This window comes from Rugamonas rivuli (assembly GCF_009380165.1).
GTDB lineage: Bacteria > Pseudomonadota > Gammaproteobacteria > Burkholderiales > Burkholderiaceae_D > Rugamonas > Rugamonas rivuli.
This window is the reverse complement of the sequence record NZ_WHUF01000003.1, coordinates 1-17217: the sequence shown is the minus strand read 5'-3', so window position 1 is coordinate 17217 and position 17217 is coordinate 1. Positions and strand designations below refer to the sequence as shown.

Genomic DNA, 17217 nt, shown 5'->3' with positions numbered 1-17217 from the left:
ATGAGTAAGCACGCATTGGTCTTATTCGCACACGGTGCGCGCGCCGCATCGTGGGCGGCGCCGTTCGAACGGTTGCGCGAGCTGACGCAGGCGCGCATGCCGGACGTGCGCGTATCGCTGGCCTTCCTGGAGTTGATGACGCCAAGCCTGCCCGAGCTGGCGGCCGAACTGGTGGCCGACGGCGTCGCGCACATCACCGTGGTGCCGGTGTTCCTGGGGCAGGGCGGCCACGTGCTGCGCGACCTGCCGCTGATGGTTGAGCAACTGCGCATCGACCATCCGCAAACGTCGATCGCGGTGGTCGAAGCGGCCGGCGAGAACGCGGCCGTGCTCAATGCGTTGTCCGACTACTGCGTGGCCTCGCTGTCAGCGCACGCGGCGCCAGACTGACAGCGGAATATGCCCGTCCGGCCTGGCCGGCACGCGGTAGCTCAGTTCATCCCCGTTCAACTCATATGCGCGCTTCTGCTGCGTGCCCTCCCAGTTTGAAAAAGCCGCGCTGGCGATGCTGAAGGTCAGCGTGCGCGCCTCGCTGTCGATGGCGAGGGTGCCGAAGTGCGTGCTCGACCCGAAGACGGCGGCCTCGAACTCCGCCGGCGTGCCGCTCTTCTTGTCGCCGCCGGCAAAGTGCGGACGCCCGGTGCGGTAGATTTGCACGCTGTAGCGGCCTTGTTTGTCGATCATCATCAGGCCGGCGGGGGCTTCGCCGTAGTCGTGGATGCGCGTGCCGTCCGGTAGCAGCTGGTCGGCGGCGACCAGCGTCCAGGTGCCGGCCAGCGGAAAGTCCGGTGTGGCGGGGGCGCCGGCCGCTTGCGTGGCGGGCACCCACATGACGAGGCAGAATAATCGGTTCAGCAGTTTCATGGCGTTCTCCGTGATGGCGATGGAGCCACGATAGCGCCAAACCGTCCTGAACGAAATTAGCGAAATTCGCCCGAGATATGTGCATAATTGCACAATGAACCAACCAGACTGGGATCACCTCCGATACTTCCTGGCCCTGCACGATGCCGGCACGCTGAGCGGCGCGGCGCGGGCGGCCGGGGTCGAACACACCACCGTGGCGCGGCGCATCGATGCGCTGGAGGCGGCGCTGGCAGTGAAGTTGTTCGACCGCTTTCCGAAAGGCTGGTCGCTGACGGCGGCCGGCAAGGCGCTGGTGCCGCATGCGCGCAAGATGGAAGAGAACCTGCATGGCCTGATGCGGGCGGCCAGCGGCAGCGCTGCGCTGAGCGGCAAGGTGAGGGTGTCGGCGCCGCCCGCGTTGTCGGCCTATCTGCTGGCGCCGCGCCTGAAGGCCGCGTTGTTCCGGCTACCCGGCATCGAGCTGGATCTGCGCGGCGAGGCGCGCGAGACGGACCTGATGCGGCGCGAGTCGGATATCGCGTTGCGCTTCAAGCGCCCCGACGCGCCGGGGCTGGCGGTGCGGGCGCTGACGACGATCGCCTACGGCCTGTATGCCAGCCCTGACTACCTGGCGGCGCGCGCGCCGGAGCAGTGGGAGTTTGTCGGCTACGATGAGCTGATGCAGGAGACGCCGCAGCAGCAATGGCTGGAGAAGGTGCGCGACGGGCGCCGCTACTGCCTGCGCTCCAATGACCTGGGCGCCTTGTACCAGGCGGCGCTGGGCGGCTGCGGTGTTGCCGTGCTGCCGGAGTACCTGTTCGACCTGCGGCGCGGCGGACTGGCCCCCATCGACACGCCGGCTTGCCCGGTCAAGCGCAAGCTGTGGATCGTCATGCACGAGGATGTGCGGCGTGCCGCGCCGGTGCGCGCGGTGGCCGATGAGCTGATTGCGCTGTTTACTTCCGCGGGACGATCTTGATTTCGTAGAGCTTGGGCCACAGCTTGCCGGTCACGAACAGGCGCTTTTTCTCGGCGTCCCAGGCGATGCCGTTCATGACGTTCTCGCCGTTCGGCCCCTTGCCGGCGTCGGGATACAGTTTGCCCAGGTCGATCCAGCCGGTGATCTTGCCGTTGGCCGGATCGATGCGGGCGATGGTGTTGGTGTGCCACAGGTTGGCGAAGATTTCGTCGCCCACCACTTCCAGCTCGTTGACCTGGTCGACCGGGATGCCGTCCGCTGTCACCTTCACGCGGCGCACTTCGAGGAAGGTCTTGGGATCGAGGAAGCGCAGATTGGCCGTGCCGTCGCTCATGACCAGCTCCTTGCCGTTCTGCGCCAGGCCCCAGCCTTCGCCGGGGTAGGCGAACTGGCTGCGCATCTCGAAGGTGGCGAGGTCGAACACGAAGCCGGTGTGGGTCTGCCAGGTCAGGCCGACCAGCGTGTCCTGCCATGCCGTCAGGCCTTCGCCGAAGTACTGCGGCGGGATGTCCTTGCTCTTGACGACCTTACCGGTCTCCAGCTCCACCTTGCGGATCGACGATTTGCCATTCAGGCCGGTGCTCTCGTACAGGAAGCCGTCGCGGTACAGCAGCCCTTCGGTGAAGGCCTGCGGGTCGTGTGGGTAGGCGCGGACGACCTTGAAATCGTAGGTCGGAATGGCTGCGGGAGCATAGGCGGCCACCGGCAGCAGTGCGAGGAGAAGGAGGGCTTGGGCGTAGTTCGTTTTCACTATTCGGTCGCTGAAGAGTTTTGCAGTTCGATCATGGCGTCCAGCGTTGTGCCGGGGGCGTCGAGTTCCGCCTGCACGCAGGCGCGCGCTTCCGGCGACTGCACCAGCGTTACCGCCTGCTCGCGCGCCGCTTCCGCCGCAGCAGTATCGCCGCAGCCGTCCAGCAAGTCCAGTACCAGCGCCAGTTCGACGATGTAGTTGTACACCTCGGCCAGCAGATCGGCCACGCCGGCGGTGGTCAGCACGTTCATGCCGGTGCGGCGTTCGTTGAGCGCTGCCGCAGCCTGCGCCAGATGCTGCAACGGCTGCGGCAGATGCTGGCGGGCCAGCGCGTAGTCGCCGCAGGCCATCAGCGAGGGCAGCGCCGAGCGGGCGCACTGCTGCGCCAGCGCTTCGGGCAGCTGCTGGAACAGGTGATAGGTGTTCTGCAGGTCGCCCAGCTTGTCGTTGATGGCGCGGATGTCGTTGAACAGGGCGGTGGCGGTCTCGCCATCGGCGTCCGCCAGCAGGCGTTTGCTGTCGCGGTCACGCACTTCGACCAGCGCATGGCGGGCCGGCAGGTATTCTTCCGCAAGCTTGGCCCAGGCGCTCAGCACATAGGACAGGCGCAGCGGCGCGGTTTCCTCATCGGCGGCGCTGGCGTCGAACAGCCAGATGTAGTCCTTGAGCGCGTTATCGAAACCGCCCGCCGAGTGGGCGGTCCATGCGCGTTCCAGCACTTCTTGTACAGTGTCCATTGCTACCTCGTTTGGTATGAATGGACATTCTATTACGGATCAGGCGCGCAGTTGCTGTACTGCTGAAGGGAGTGGCGTCTCGTCGCTGGCCTGGTGGGGGCGGGCTTGCATGGCGTCGCCCAGCATCACCAGCACCGGGCCGTGGGCCGCGCCCAGGCCTTGCGCCAGCGCGGCGACGGTCATGCGGCGGATATGCTGGTCCGGCCGGCTGCAGTTTTCGATGACGACCACCGGGGTGTCCGGATGACGGCCCTGCGCCAGCAGGCGTTCGGCGGTGGCGATGGCTTCGCGGCCACCCATGTACTGCACCAGCGTGTCGGTGTCCGGCATGGCGTCGTGGGCCGAGTGCTCGGGCGCGGTGGATGAGGTGAAGAAGGCGACGCTGCGCGCCACGCCGCGCTTGGTCAACGGCTGCTTGCTGGCGGCGGCTGCGGCCAGCGCGGTGGTGATGCCGGGGACGACTTCGACCTCGACGCCGGCTTCTTCCAGCGCGCGCAGTTCTTCGTCGGCGCGGCCGAACAACATCGGATCGCCGCCTTTGAGGCGTACCACCAGCGGGAACTTCTTCGCGTTGTCGACCATCTGCTTGTTGATGAACTGCTGCGCGGTCGACAGCTGGCCGTAGCGTTTGCCGACCAGGATTTTCTCCGCTTGAGGGCACAGCTCCAGCATCTCGGCCGTCACCAGCGCGTCGTGCAGCACCACATCGGCTTGCGCCAGCAGGCGCGCGCCGCGCAGGGTGATCAAGTCCTGGGCGCCGGGACCGGCGCCGATCAGGTAGACTTTTCCGAGAGCCGGCATCGCTGTTCCCTCTTACTCGCCGAGGCGGATCATGCCCGCTGCGACGGTCTGGTGCGTGACTTCGTCGATCAGGATGAAGGCGCCGGTCGCGCGGATGTCGGCGTAGGCGTCGGCCGCCAGCGGCTGCTGCACGGTCAGGCCGATGCGGGCGATGTCGTTCAGCTTCAAGCCTTCGGCGCTGTGGCGCTGCTGGGTGTTGATGTCCAACAGCGACTCGATGCCGGTGATCTTGGCCGAGGTCTGCTTGGTGCCGTGCTTGATCCAGTATTTGCGGCGCTGGTCCAGCGGCTCGTCGGACATCCAGCATACATCGGCCTTCAGCTGCTTGAGCAGCGTCGCAGGCTGGTCGGCGCCGGCCAGCAGGTCGCCGCGCGAGATGTCCAGGTACTCGTTCAACAGCAGCGTGACCGATTGGCCGACCACCGCCGATTGATGCGAGCCTTCCAGCGTGACGATGTCCTTGACCGTCGCGGTCTGGCCGGACGGCTGCACCACCAGCTTGTCGCCGACCGATACCTTGCCCGCTTCGATGCGGCCCATGTAGCCGCGGAAGTCGTTGGCTTCGTGGCCGTTGTGGCGCGCCACCAGCTGCACCGGGAAGCGGAACGGCGCGTTGTGCGATTCGTCGTACACCGACAGCGATTCCAGCAGCTCGATCAGCGTCGGGCCCTTGTACCAGCTCAGTTTCTCGCTGGCGTCGACGACGTTGTCGCCGGTCAGGGCGGACAGCGGAATCGGCGTGATGTCCTTCAGGCCCAGCGTCTCGGCGAACTCGCGGTAGGCTTTGACGATGCGGTCGTAGATCGCCTGGTCGTAGTTCACCAGGTCCATCTTGTTGACCGCGACCACCACGTGCTCGATCTGCAGCAGGTGGGCGATGGTCGAGTGGCGCTTGGTCTGGATCAGCAGGTCGACAGTGCCGTCGTCATGCAGCTTCACCTTCGAGACGTCGATCAGGATGATGACGGCATCGGCGGTCGAGGCGCCCGTCACCATGTTGCGGGTGTACTGCTCGTGGCCCGGCGTGTCGGCGATGATGAACTTGCGCTTCGGCGTGGCGAAGTAGCGGTAGGCCACGTCGATGGTGATGCCTTGTTCGCGTTCGGCTTCCAGGCCGTCGGTCAGCAGCGACAGGTCGACGGCGTCGCCGACGGTGCGCTTGTGCTTGGAGCGCGACATGGCGTCCAGCTGGTCGGCGAAGATGCCTTTGCTGTCGAACAGCAGGCGGCCGATCAGGGTGGACTTGCCGTCGTCGACGGAACCGGCGGTGATGAAGCGCAGCAGTCCGCGCTCGGTCAGGTTTTCATTCAGTGCGTTCATCAGAAGTATCCTGCTTTCTTACGTTTTTCCATCGAGGCTTCGGAGGTCTGATCGTCCATCCGGGTGGCGCCGCGTTCGGTGATCTGCGTGACTGCGGTTTCGGCGATGATCTGTTCCACCGTGGCCGCATCCGACGACACCGGGCAGGTGCAGGAGATGTCGCCGACGGTGCGGAAGCGCACCACTTGCGTTTCGACGGTCTCGCCTTCGCGGGCCGGCGTCAGATCGGTCAGCGGTACCAGCAGGCCGTTGCGCGGAATGACCTGGCGCTCGTGGGCGAAGTAGATCGGCGGCAGTTCCAGCTTTTCGCGGGCGATGTACTGCCACACATCGAGTTCGGTCCAGTTCGAGATCGGGAACACGCGCATGTTTTCGCCCGGATGAACGCGGGTGTTATACAAGTCCCACAGTTCCGGGCGCTGCGACTTTGGATCCCACTGGCCGAATTCGTCGCGGAAGGAGAAGATGCGCTCCTTGGCGCGGGCCTTCTCTTCATCGCGGCGTGCGCCGCCGATGCAGGCGTCGAAGCCATGTTCGGCGATAGTCTCCAGCAGCGTGACCGCCTGCGCGGCGTTGCGCGAATCGGTCAGAGGATTACGCAGTCGCACCGTGCCTTTTTTGATCGACTCTTCGACCGAGCCGACGATCAGGCGTTCGCCCAGTTCGGCCACGCGCTTGTCGCGGAAGGTGATCACTTCGGCGAAGTTATGGCCGGTATCGACGTGCACCAGCGGGAACGGGAATTTGCCGGGGCGGAAAGCCTTCTCCGCGATGCGCAGCAGGACCACCGAGTCTTTACCGCCCGAGAACAGCAGGGCAGGGTTGCTGCACTCGGCCGCCACTTCGCGCATGATGTGGATCGCTTCCGATTCCAGGGCGTCGAGGTGGCGCGCATTGACGTGCGCGGCGTGGTTTTCAACTATAGCGTTCATGGGACTATGCCTATTCTTTTGGTGTGGCGTGCTTACGCCGCCACGGATTTAATGCGTATCAGTTTGCCGTCGACCATGTGCAGGCCGCATTCCTTCGACTCCGGATTCTCCCACCACCAGCGGCCGGCGCGGACGTCTTCACCCGGCTCGATGGCGCGCGTGCATGGTGCGCAGCCTATCGATGGATAACCCTGGTCGTGCAGCGCGTTGTACGGCACGCCGTTGTCGCGGATGTAGTTCCAGATGTCTTCTTCCGACCAGTCGGCCAGTGGATTAAACTTGGTCATGAAGTGCGCCGGATCGTCTTCCTCCACCATCAGCGAGGTGCGGGTGGCCGACTGCGCGCGGCGCTGGCCCGTGACCCATGCCTTGTTGCCGGCCAGGGCGCGGCCCAGCGGCTCCACCTTGCGGATGCGGCAGCATTCGCGGCGCATCTCGACGCTGTCGTAGAAGGCGTTCAGGCCATTCTGCGCGACGTAGGCGTCGATCGCTTCCGCCTCCGGCTTGTACAGGGCGATCTCGTAGCCGTCGTAGTGCTCCTTCACGCGGTCCAGCATGGCCAGCGTTTCGGGATGCAGGCGGCCGGTCTCCAGCGAGAATATGCCGATATTCAGCTTGGACTTCAGGATCAAATCGGTCAGCACCATGTCTTCGGCCGCCAGACTGGAGGCGAAGACCGCCGGGCTATGTTCGCTGGCGATGCGGTTCAGCGTGGCGCTGGTGTCCGCAATCAGCTTGCTCAGGTCACTCATGGTCGCTCCGTTCAGATGCCGTAGCCGGCATCGCCGTCTTTAACGCCGACGTTGCGCGCATGGCGGCGGAACAGCGGCACTTTCTGGTCTACCGACGCCTGGTAAGTCTCCGAGAAATCGGACAGGCCTTTGAGCGCATCGTGGATGCTGCGGTCGGGACGCGTGGCGTAGGCATCGAAGCCGACGCGCTGCATCGAGAACAGCTGGTCGCGCAGCACGTCGCCGATGGCGCGCAGTTCGCCGGTCCAGCCCAGGCGGGTGCGCAGGTTGTAGGCGATCGAGTAGCCACGGCCATCGGTAAATTTAGGGAAGTCGACGGCGATCACGGCGAACTTCGACAGGTCGTCCTTCAGTGCTTCCGGGCGTTCGTCGCTGGCGATCCAGACGCCGATCTCGCCGGCTTCGGCGCGCGCCAGCAGCGATTCGCGTTGGGCGTTCCAGACGGCGACCGGCACGATCACTTTGCCTGCAGGGACGGGCAGGGCGGCGATGGCGTCGGCTTCAGGGGCGACGCCGCCGTCGGCCGCTTCCGGCGCGCGCAGCACGTGCCAGCTGTCTTCGACGACTACACGGCCTTTGATGATCAGTTTTTTAACTTCAGACATATTCATCCTCTCCAACCAGGCGACCGGCTTCGGCGATCGGCGTGGCGTACACAAATTCCTTGAACGGCGCGATGCCGAGGCGCTGCGCACAGTCGGCGAACGATTCGTCTTCGTAGCGATCGCGCACATAGACCTGCAGCAGGCGGCCGATCACTTCCGGCATTTGCAGCGCGGAGAACGATGGTCCGATGATCTTGCCGATGGCGGCGTTGTTGCCCTGCGAGCCGCCGATCGACACCTGGTACCATTCGCTGCCGTCCTTGTCGACGCCCAGCACGCCGATGCTGCCGACGTGGTGGTGGCCGCAGGCGTTGATGCAGCCGGAGATATTCAGTTCGATCTCGCCGATGTCGTGCTGGAAGTCGATGTTGTCGAAGCGCTCCGCGATGGCGGCGGCGATCGGCAGCGATTTGGCGTTGGCCAGCGAGCAGAAGTCGCCGCCTGGGCAGCAGATCATGTCGGTCAGCAGGCCGATGTTCGGCGTGGCCAGGCCCTTGGCCTTGACCTGTTCCCACAGCGTGTACAACTGCGACTGTTCGACGTCGGCAAGCACGATGTTCTGCTCGTGCGTGACGCGCAGTTCGCCGAAGCTGTAGCGGTCGGCCAGGTCGGCCATGAAGTCCATCTGTTCGGCGGTGGCGTCGCCCGGCGGCACGCCGGTCTTCTTCAGCGACAGCACCACGGCGGCGTAGCCAGGCTGCTTGTGCGGCTTGACGTTGCGGTTGACCCAGTTGGCGAAGGCCTTGTTGGCGCTTGCGCCAGGAAGAGCAGCGACGTCGCTGTCGTCCAGCTGTTTATATGCGGGCGGCTGGAAGTAGTCGATCACGCGCTGCATCTCTTCGACGGTCAGCGTTTCCGGGCCGTCTTTGAGATCGGTCCATTCGGCTTCGACCTGGCGCGTGAATTCCTCGACGCCGATGGCCTTCAGCAGGATCTTGATGCGGGCCTTGTACTTGTTGTCGCGGCGGCCGTACTGGTTATACACGCGCATCACGGCTTCGGTGTAGGTCAGCAGGTGCTGCCATGGCAGGAAGTCGCGGATCACGCTGCCCAGGATAGGGGTGCGGCCCATGCCGCCGCCGGCCATGAACTTGAAGCCGATCTCGCCGGCGTCGTTGCGCACCACGGTCAGGCCGATGTCGTGCACGGCGATGGCGGCGCGGTCTTCGACGGCGCCGTTGATGGCGACCTTGAATTTGCGCGGCAGGGCGATGAATTCAGGGTGGAAGGTGGACCACTGGCGCAGCACCTCGGCGTACGGACGCGGATCGATGATCTCGTCGGCGGCCACGCCGGCGTACGGATCGGAGGTGGTGTTGCGGATGCAGTTGCCCGAGGTCTGGATGGCGTGCATTTCCACCGAGGCCAGGTCGCTCAGGATGTCCGGGGTCTGTTCCAGCTCGATCCAGTTGAACTGGATGTTCTGGCGGGTGGTGAAGTGGCCGTAGCCGCGGTCGTACTTGCGGGCGATCTGCGCAAACATGCGCATTTGCCTGGACGCCAGCAGGCCGTATGGCACGGCGATGCGCAGCATGTAGGCGTGACGCTGCATGTACAGGCCGTTTTGCAGGCGCAGCGGCAGGAATTCGGCTTCGGTCAGCTCATCGGACAGGCGGCGGCGCACCTGATCGCGGTACTGGGCGATGCGTTCACGCACGATAAGATGGTCATATTGGTCGTATTGATACATATTCTTCCTAGATAGTCGCTTGCTAGAACCCCCAAACTAGCGCTAATAGTAATAAACTTCGTCTTTATTCCATACGACTTAGTCTTTATTTGCTTATATACGTATTGGGTATAAGCATGCACGTTAATAATTTATGATGGGCCTGGACCTGCAATGAACCTTCACCAACTGCGCTTCGTGCGCGAAGCTGTACGCCAGAACTACAACCTGACCGATGCCGCCAAGGCGCTGTTTACGTCGCAGCCGGGCGTGTCCAAGGCGATTATCGAGCTGGAGGAGGAGTTGGGCGTCGATATCTTCACCCGGCACGGCAAGCGCATCCGCGGCCTGACCGAACCGGGGCGGCTGGTGCTGGAATCGGTGGAGTTAATTATGCAGGAGATCGACAGCCTGAAGCGCATCGGCAAGGAATATGCGGCCCAGGACAGCGGCAGTTTTACCATCGCCACCACACACACGCAGGCGCGCTACACGCTGCCGAAAGTGGTGCAAGCCTTCATGCTGAAGTTCCCCAAGGTGCGCTTGTCTTTGTTGCAAGGAAATCCGCAGCAGATCGCCGAAATGGTCCAGCGCGACCAGGCCGACCTGGCGATCGCCACCGAGTCCATCGCCGGTGTGACTGGGTTGATAACATTGCCTTGCTATCAATGGGAGCACGTGGTGGTGGTGGCGCCGGACCATCCTTTGCTTAAATCCAAGCAGGTGACGCTGGAAGAAATTGCCGCTTTCCCGATTATCACTTACGATGGCGCCTTTGCCGGCCGCAGCAAGATCGACCATGCCTTCTCCCTGCGCGGGCTGAAGCTGGACGTGCTGCTGGAAGCCATCGACGCCGATGTGATCAAGACTTATGTGGAGTTGGGCATGGGGATTGGTATCATAGCGGGCATGGCCTTCGACGCCGAGCGCGACAAGAACCTGCGCGCCATCCCCGTGGGCCACCTGTTCGGCATGAATGTGTCGCGGGTGGCGGTCAAGCAGGGGGCTTATCTGCGCAGCTATATCTACACCTTTATTGAACTGCTGGCGCCTACGCTCAACCGCAAGTTGATCGAGCAAGCCATGAGCGGTGAAAAAGAGCACTACGAACTGTAAATTAGAAAGTAAGACATGATTACCAACCAGTTGGCACAATTTTATGCCGTCAACGCCGATAACTATGACCAGGTCTACGCGCAGGAAGAGCGCTTCGACGATCTGGATGACCTGCAGGAAATGGTTGCCGAGCTGTTCCAGGGCCACAAGGTGCTGGAACTGGCCTGCGGCACCGCATACTGGACCGACCTGATCGCCGAAGTGGCGGAATCGGTGCACGCCACCGACCTGCTGCCGGAAATGATCGCGCTGGCCGAAACCCGTGGCCTGGACGAGGATGTCGTCAGCTTCGGCGTGATGGACGCCTTCAACCTGCCGGACGGCCTGGAAGGCAAGTACACCGCCGTATTCGCGGCCGGCCTGTGGGCCCACGTCAAGCGTGAAGACCAGGAAAAATACCTGAAGACGCTGCGCAGCAAGCTGGGCAAGGACGTGCTGCTGGTCTTGCTCGATGAAACTTATGTCGATGGCAACAGCATGGTCTTCGCCCGCACCGACCTGGAAGGCAACACCTTCCAGATCCTGACGGCCGACGACGGCCAGCGTTACGAAGTGATGAAGAATTACCTGACCGACAGCACGCTGCGCAAGCGCTTCGCGACGTCCGCGCGCCAGGTGCGCATCGAGCGCATGGAGTATTACTACCTGCTGAGCTGCCGCTTGAAATAAGCCTGTTATGCCTCGAAAAGCCGCTTTTAGCGGCTTTTTTTTTGTTGATGTTGAATTACAACAAATGGTCGTTGTCACATTGTTGAAGTAATTGATAGGCATGATTCGCCCCGTAGATTCATTACATGCAGTTACTTCTTTCAACCTTCAGTAGAGAACATCAAGTGAAAAAACTTACTCTGGTAGCAATGATCATCGGCGGTTTCGCAGCCCAAGCACAAGCGCAATCGAATGTCACGATCTATGGCCTGGTCGATGCCGGCCTGGTCGGCGAGCGCGGCGGCGCTGCTGGCAGCGTGACCAAAGTCACCAGCGGTATCGGCGGCCAGTCGCGTCTGGGCTTCCGTGGTACGGAAGATCTGGGCGGCGGTCTGTCGGCCATCTTCACCCTGGAAACCGGCCTGAAAGTGGACGATGGCTCGCTGGACAACGCCAACAGCGCCCTGTTCAACCGTCAATCGTTCGTCGGCCTGAAAAGCAAGGAAGCCGGCACCCTGACCATCGGTCGTCAATACACCATGCTGTACAACGCCATGAGCCAAGTCGCCGACCCATTCGGCGCCGGCTACGCAGGCAGCATCAAGAACTTGTTCCCAGCTGCTGGCGCCAACACCCGCACCAGCAACGCCCTGGTCTACGCGTCGCCTAGCGTTGAAGGCTTCAGCGCCGAAGGTCTGTACTCGCTGGGCGAGCAGGCTGGCAGCTCGACCGCCGGCCGTCAGTTCGGCTTCGGCCTGAACTACGCCAACGGCCCGCTGAACGCGCGTCTGGTGTACAACAACCGTAACAACGACACCGCCGCTTCCGGCGCCACCCCAGCCAAGCTGCAAGACAGCGGCCGCAACACCCTGTTCGCGATCAACTACGACTTCCAGGTTGTCAAAGCCTACTTCGCCTACGGCGCAGACAAAGGCGTGAACAGCGCAGCCCTGCCAGTGGCCAACGCCTACGGTTACGCCGTGGCGCCAAAAGCCAGTGTTGACAGCAACGACCTGCTGATCGGCGTGCAAGTGCCAGTCGCTCCTAGCGGCACCATCATGGCTTCGTACATCCGCAAGAACGACAAGACCGTCAACAACCAAGACGCTGATCAGTGGGCCCTGGGCTACCTGCACTCGCTGTCGAAGCGTACCGGCATGTATGTCGCCTACGCCAAGATCAAGAACAAGAACGGCGCCGGCTACACCGTTGGTAACAACAACGAAGCTGGTAGCGGCGACAAGGCCTTCAACGTCGGCATCCGTCACGCCTTCTAAGCAGGATCGGTGGGGTTTTCCTGAGGGGGCAGCGGCAGCCGGATCATGATCCGGGTGCCGCCGTCGCTGACGATGGAAATGTCGCCATGCAGTGCCCAGACGCGTTCGCGCATCCCGATCAGGCCGAAGGACGACGCTTTGTCCATGTCCTTTTCGGCGATGCCGCGGCCGTCGTCGTGTATCGTGATTTGCAGCAGTGAGTCGGTGCGGTACAGCGACAGCATGACCGTGCGTGCTTCGGCGTGGCGGGTGATGTTGGTCAGCGCTTCCTGCGCAATGCGGAAGATGGCTGTGCTGTAGGCGTCATCGAGTATCAAATCCTCTTCATTCGCGTCCAGCGTGCAGGCGATGCCGTAGCGGGCGACGAATTCCTGGCGCAAGCTCTCCAGCGCAAAATACAAACCGCCCTCATCGAGCGCGCGCGGCCGCAGATTGCTGGCGATGCGCCGCAGCGACGTGATTGCGGACATCAGCAGCTCGTCCATGCCGGCCTGCAGCTTGCGGGCCACCGCGTCGTTGCTGTGCTGCTGTTGCAGCAGCGCCAGGTCCACCCGCAGCGTCGCCAGCAGCTGGCCGAGGTCGTCGTGCAACTCGCGGGCGATGTGCTTGCGTTCTTCTTCCCGTATCGTTTGCAGCGCGGCCGACAGCTCGCGCAGTTGCGAGTACGACTGCTCCAGCTGCTCCTGCACCTGCTTGCGCTCGGTGATGTCGCGCAAGATGATGGTGTAGATGCGGTGGCCGTTTTCCGCCAGCGATGAGATCGAGCCCTCCAGCGGAAAGTGCTGGCCGCCGGCCTTGAGCCCCGTCACCGCGTAGTCGCTGGCGCGGCGGCCCTTCATGCGCAGGCGGATGCCGGTATCGCCGAAATAGCGGGTGGTCGTGGGTTCGTTGTTCTGGCGCTGGTCGCGCGGAATGAAGCGGTGCAGCGGCGAGCCTTCCATCGCCTGCACGGTGGTGCCGAACATGGCGGCGGCCGAGGGATTGGCCTGCAGGATGTGCTGGCGCTCGTCGGTGGAGATGATGGCGTCGCTGGCATGCTGGATGATGCCACGGCTGCGCTTGTGGGCGGCGGCCGTGCGCGCGCATTGCCAGCCCATGCGCCAGGACAGCCGGCTGGCCAGCGCGACCGCGCCCGCAAGCAGTAGCAATGATCGGGTGCGACCCATGCACGTCTCCATGCGGCCGGCGGCCGCGTGGGGTCCACACTAAAGCAAGTGGAGGGCAGGGGATTGATTTGACGCAGACGCGCTCGGCGTCTGCGGGAATTACATCTGCTTGAACAGGTGCAAGAAGCTGCGGCTGACTTCCAGCTTGTCTGGCTTGCCCTTGATCATGACCAGATGGCGGCCGCGGATGTCGCGTGTCACGCCTTCGATGGCGTTGACGTTGACCAGCGTGGCGCGGTGGATTTGCCAGAACAGCGCGGGGTCGAGCTCTTCCGCCAGGTCGCGCACCGGTTTGCGGATCAGCGCTTCGTAGCGCTCGGTCTGCACGCAGGTGTATTTTTCGTCGGAGCGGAAGAACAGGATTTCCTCGACCGGGATCATGCGCAAGTCCTGGCCGATGCTGGCCTGTATCCATTGCAGGTAGGCTGGTTTCGGCGTGGCGATCTTTTCCGCCAGTTGCGACAGCATCGCCGTCACGCTGGCGTTGACGTCGGCGGCCGGCTTGTTCATGCGGGTCTTGAGGCGGTCGACGGTGATCTGCAGGCGTTCCTGCTCAGGCGGTTTCAGCACATAGTCGACCGCGCCGCGCTCGAAGGCTTCGACCGCGTAGGCGTCGTAGGCGGTCACGAACACGATGTTGCTCTTGTTGCCGATGACCGTGGCCGCTTCCATGCCGGTCTTGCCGGGCATGCGGATGTCGAGGAAGGTGAAGTCCGGCTTGAGCTGGTCGACCAGTTCGATCGCTTCGTCGCCATTCTTGGCTTCGCCAATGATCTCCAGCTCGGGCCAGACCTGGCCCAGGCGCATGCGCAGTTGGTCGCGCATCAAACGTTCGTCGTCGGCAATGATTGCTGTAGGCATGTGGGTGTGTTCTGCAATGTTAATTATTTAAACAATTAATTATTCAACGAATCGCCGTAATAATCAATCGATCTTATTTGGACAGCTGGTACGGCACTTCGATCGTGGCGATGACGCCGCTGGGACTGTTGGCGGCGATCAGCAGCTGTCCCTGGTCGCCGTGCAGCAGTTTCAGGCGCTCGCGGATGGTCATCAGGCCCAGGCCGGTGCCGTCGCTGGGCACGGCGCCGAAGCCGAGGCCGTTGTCGGTGACGATCACGCGCAGCTTGTTGTGGGCGACATCGGCGCGCACTTTCAGCGTGCCGCCCTCGGGTTTGGCTTCGAGGCCGTGCTTGATGGCGTTTTCCACCATCGATTGCAACATCATCGGCGGGAAGGCGGCGGTGCGCAGGCCGTCGGGGATGTCGAAGTCCACGGTCAGGCGTTCTTCCATGCGCATTTTCAGCAGGTTCAGGTAGGCCACCACCATGTCGGCTTCGCGGCCCAGGTTGGTGATCAGGGCGTTGTCACGCATTTGCGGCAGCACTGCGCGCAGGTATTTGATCAGGCTGCGCTGCATGGCGGAGGCGCGCGGCGGGTCGGTTTCGATCAGGTGCTCGACCGAAGCCAGGGTGTTGAACAGGAAGTGCGGCTCGACTTGGGCCTGCATCATTTGCATCTTCGCTTCGCTGAGCTGGCGCTGCATGGATTCGCGCTCGACGGCGGCGTTGGCGGTCAGGGTTTCGGCTTCGGCGCGTTTTTTGCCGCCCATCAGCGCCTTGGTGCCGAACAGGGCGAGCACCAGCAGCGAGACGAAGCTCTTGAACCAGGTCGAGGCTTGGCGGTGGTAGCGGGTGACTTTTTGCTCGGCGGCGTCGTCGACGGCTTCCTCGATCGCGTTCGACAACTCTTCGCCAATCTGCGGCGGCAGGTCGATGTGGACTTCCTCGCCTGGCAGGGTGGGCAGGGCGGGAACGGATGCGGCGAACGGCTTGGAGGGTTTGCCGGCTGGGGCGGCCGGTTCGGCGGGCTGTGCCGGTTGGGCCGGTTCAGCCGGCGGGGCAGGCGGCGCGACGGGAACGCCCTTGTTGTCGTCGCTGCTGGAATCGGAGGAATCGCTCTTGTCGGCATCCTTGTTGCGGATCTTGCCGCGCGGGTTGAAATGGATGCCGCTGTCGTCGATCAGGATGTTGGTGTCGCCGTTCTTGCGTTTCGAGTGCTTGTCGTTCTTGATCACGACTTCTTCGTCGGGGCTGGACGAGAACAGCTCGTCTTGCAGGATGGAGCCGGCAATCAGCGTCAACACGGCAAACACCAGGAACTTCCACCACGACAGCTGCGTTACCCAGGTGGCGGTCGCATCGAAGCCGCGGTGCAGCCAGGCGCCGGCGGTTTTCAGGGTGTCTTGCGTTTTAGGCATCGGAAACATGTGAGGCTTTCGTTCTGTATTGTCATGCAAGCGGCAAGTGTAGCTTAACGATCAACTGTTGAGAGCTTCCATATTGCCCGGAATGACAATGCTATTGGGACGATGCAACTGTAAGGGATGGGCGGCGCGGACGCCAAGGGCGTGCGACAGGCTGCAGAAAGACAGGGATAGGAGGCAAAGAAAGGGGAAGGGGCGCGTCGCCAGAATGTCGACGCGCCGAAATGCGGGGATTACGTGGATTTCTTGCGGCGACGCTGAGCTATTGCGAGGCCCAGCAGGCCCGCGCCCATCATGGCGTAAGTCGATGGCTCTGGCACGGCCGTCAACGTATATATCGTGTCGGGGGTAAAGTAGTAGGTTGAATAATTAGGTGGGTCAGTTGGGATGTGAACCGCAGTATTGGTAATCAGTGAATAAACACCCCGCCAACTGGTATAGCTCGCGGCAAAAAATAAATTTTGTTCTTTAAGCTTGAAGGAGAACAGTTCCATGCTGCAATGGCAATTGCTTTGCTGGATGTATTCAGTATTGTCTATATCTGTGCCTTCTATCTTGAGCGAACTAACTTCGGTTTCGCTGATTACACCGTTGTGGTCCTTGTCTTCCCCACTAAAACTTCCGGCGATACGATAATCGCTAATCCATCTGTCGGGGCCGGAGTAGGGCTCGTTAAGCCCCGCGCCGACGTAGCTGAAGTTATAGGTGACCGGAGTTGCCGTTGCCGATGCGCAAGTTGCTGCTGCAAAGGCGATGGCGAGTATTTTTTTTAACATGGTTCAGTTCCGTTGTGGTTTGTGAGAATTATGAATACATTATAAATAGTGCTTGTTTGTCAATTCTATTTAATTGTCACTATTGCAAAATTTACTGCACCTCGCAGCACTTGCGGATTTCGTCTCTGTTTGTTATGATTCGCCCCCTCGCAGAACGACGCATGTAAATGCTGAGTTAGGTGAGAAAAAGAAGGGGTTGACGAAACGATCTAAACGCTTCATACTCTTTCTTCTTCGCTGACGGACACAACGCTCCGCAGCAAGCAAGCAGTACCGAATAAAGTTCTTTAAAAATTAACAGTCGATAAGTGTGGACGTTTGATGAAAGTGCACAGCAGGCTAGTCCTGCTGATACTTAAAATATCAAATGTTCACAAAAAGTAATTGAAATAGGCGCTACGCAAGTAGTGGCCTGTCAGTATTTTGAGTGAGCGACCCGTGAGCAATCACGGTGGCAGAAATGCCAAATAAACAGAGATTAAACTGAAGAGTTTGATCCTGGCTCAGATTGAACGCTGGCGGCATGCCTTACACATGCAAGTCGAACGGCAGCGCGGGGCAACCTGGCGGCGAGTG

18 protein-coding genes and 1 rRNA gene are annotated in these 17217 nt (G+C 62.0%); 6 read left to right on the top strand and 13 right to left on the bottom strand.

Annotated elements, in window-relative coordinates; genetic code table 11:
* The gene (locus GEV01_RS10490; RefSeq protein ID WP_152804104.1) at positions 1-390 is read left to right on the top strand and encodes a sirohydrochlorin chelatase; all 390 of its coding nucleotides are present in this window, start codon (positions 1-3) and stop codon (positions 388-390) included.
* On the opposite strand, the gene GEV01_RS10485 is transcribed toward GEV01_RS10490, so the two are convergent.
* A complete protein-coding gene (locus GEV01_RS10485) occupies positions 367-864 on the bottom strand; it encodes a lipocalin-like domain-containing protein (protein ID WP_152804102.1) in 498 nt (165 codons plus the stop codon). The two genes, GEV01_RS10490 and GEV01_RS10485, sit on opposite strands and share 24 nt — an antisense overlap.
* Positions 865-958: 94 nt before the next feature.
* On the opposite strand from GEV01_RS10485, the gene GEV01_RS10480 reads away from it, so the two are divergent.
* Entirely contained in the window at positions 959-1825 is an 867-nt protein-coding gene (locus tag GEV01_RS10480; RefSeq protein WP_152804099.1) for a LysR family transcriptional regulator, read from the top strand.
* On the opposite strand, the gene GEV01_RS10475 is transcribed toward GEV01_RS10480, so the two are convergent.
* From GEV01_RS10475 to GEV01_RS10440, 8 genes are read right to left on the bottom strand one after another with little or no spacing between them, the layout of a single operon-like run.
* Positions 1803-2576, bottom strand: coding sequence for a glutaminyl-peptide cyclotransferase (locus GEV01_RS10475; protein ID WP_328595485.1), 774 nt, complete (start codon positions 2574-2576; stop codon positions 1803-1805). The two genes, GEV01_RS10480 and GEV01_RS10475, sit on opposite strands and share 23 nt — an antisense overlap.
* A complete protein-coding gene (locus GEV01_RS10470; RefSeq protein WP_152804097.1) occupies positions 2576-3313 on the bottom strand; it encodes a hypothetical protein in 738 nt (245 codons plus the stop codon). The genes GEV01_RS10475 and GEV01_RS10470 overlap by 1 nt, the downstream gene beginning before the upstream one ends.
* A 39-nt stretch (positions 3314-3352) precedes the next feature.
* The gene (gene cobA / locus GEV01_RS10465) at positions 3353-4114 is read right to left on the bottom strand and encodes a uroporphyrinogen-III C-methyltransferase (protein WP_152804095.1); all 762 of its coding nucleotides are present in this window, start codon (positions 4112-4114) and stop codon (positions 3353-3355) included.
* Between the two features lie 12 nt (positions 4115-4126).
* A complete protein-coding gene (locus GEV01_RS10460; protein WP_152804093.1) occupies positions 4127-5434 on the bottom strand; it encodes a sulfate adenylyltransferase subunit 1 in 1308 nt (435 codons plus the stop codon).
* Positions 5434-6366: a sulfate adenylyltransferase subunit CysD gene (gene cysD, locus GEV01_RS10455; RefSeq protein ID WP_008446524.1), complete on the bottom strand. Its 933-nt coding sequence runs from the start codon at positions 6364-6366 to the stop codon at positions 5434-5436. Before cysD ends, GEV01_RS10460 begins: the two co-directional genes overlap by 1 nt.
* 32 nt (positions 6367-6398) lie before the next feature.
* Positions 6399-7118 carry a phosphoadenylyl-sulfate reductase gene (locus GEV01_RS10450; RefSeq protein ID WP_152804091.1) on the bottom strand — a complete coding sequence of 240 codons (720 nt, stop codon included), beginning with the start codon at positions 7116-7118 and terminating at the stop codon, positions 6399-6401.
* Positions 7119-7129: 11 nt separating this feature from the next.
* Positions 7130-7723, bottom strand: a complete 594-nt coding sequence (locus GEV01_RS10445) for a DUF934 domain-containing protein (protein WP_152804089.1) — start codon at positions 7721-7723, stop codon at positions 7130-7132.
* Entirely contained in the window at positions 7716-9413 is a 1698-nt protein-coding gene (locus tag GEV01_RS10440; protein WP_152804087.1) for a nitrite/sulfite reductase, read from the bottom strand. The genes GEV01_RS10445 and GEV01_RS10440 overlap by 8 nt, the downstream gene beginning before the upstream one ends.
* A 153-nt stretch (positions 9414-9566) precedes the next feature.
* On the opposite strand from GEV01_RS10440, the gene GEV01_RS10435 reads away from it, so the two are divergent.
* The 3 genes from GEV01_RS10435 (at position 9567) to GEV01_RS10425 (ending at position 12433) form a co-directional block, all read left to right on the top strand.
* Positions 9567-10508 carry a CysB family HTH-type transcriptional regulator gene (locus tag GEV01_RS10435; protein WP_008446531.1) on the top strand — a complete coding sequence of 314 codons (942 nt, stop codon included), beginning with the start codon at positions 9567-9569 and terminating at the stop codon, positions 10506-10508.
* Between the two features lie 15 nt (positions 10509-10523).
* Positions 10524-11177 (top strand): class I SAM-dependent methyltransferase, encoded by a 654-nt coding sequence (locus GEV01_RS10430; protein ID WP_152804085.1) that lies wholly within the window; start codon positions 10524-10526, stop codon positions 11175-11177.
* 188 nt (positions 11178-11365) lie between these two features.
* Positions 11366-12433, top strand: a complete 1068-nt coding sequence (locus GEV01_RS10425; protein WP_152805583.1) for a porin — start codon at positions 11366-11368, stop codon at positions 12431-12433.
* Here GEV01_RS10425 and GEV01_RS10420 read toward each other — a convergent pair.
* The 4 genes from GEV01_RS10420 to GEV01_RS10405 form a co-directional block, all read right to left on the bottom strand.
* Positions 12430-13599 (bottom strand): sensor histidine kinase, encoded by a 1170-nt coding sequence (locus GEV01_RS10420; RefSeq protein ID WP_152804084.1) that lies wholly within the window; start codon positions 13597-13599, stop codon positions 12430-12432. The genes GEV01_RS10425 and GEV01_RS10420 overlap by 4 nt on opposite strands.
* A 99-nt stretch (positions 13600-13698) precedes the next feature.
* Positions 13699-14460, bottom strand: coding sequence for a LytR/AlgR family response regulator transcription factor (locus GEV01_RS10415; protein WP_070270238.1), 762 nt, complete (start codon positions 14458-14460; stop codon positions 13699-13701).
* Positions 14461-14533: 73 nt separating this feature from the next.
* Positions 14534-15868: a sensor histidine kinase gene (locus tag GEV01_RS10410; protein ID WP_152804082.1), complete on the bottom strand. Its 1335-nt coding sequence runs from the start codon at positions 15866-15868 to the stop codon at positions 14534-14536.
* Between the two features lie 230 nt (positions 15869-16098).
* A complete protein-coding gene (locus tag GEV01_RS10405; protein ID WP_152804080.1) occupies positions 16099-16641 on the bottom strand; it encodes a PEP-CTERM sorting domain-containing protein in 543 nt (180 codons plus the stop codon).
* A gap of 480 nt (positions 16642-17121) precedes the next feature.
* On the opposite strand from GEV01_RS10405, the gene GEV01_RS10400 reads away from it, so the two are divergent.
* A 16S ribosomal RNA gene (locus tag GEV01_RS10400) occupies positions 17122-17217 on the top strand; the annotation flags it as partial.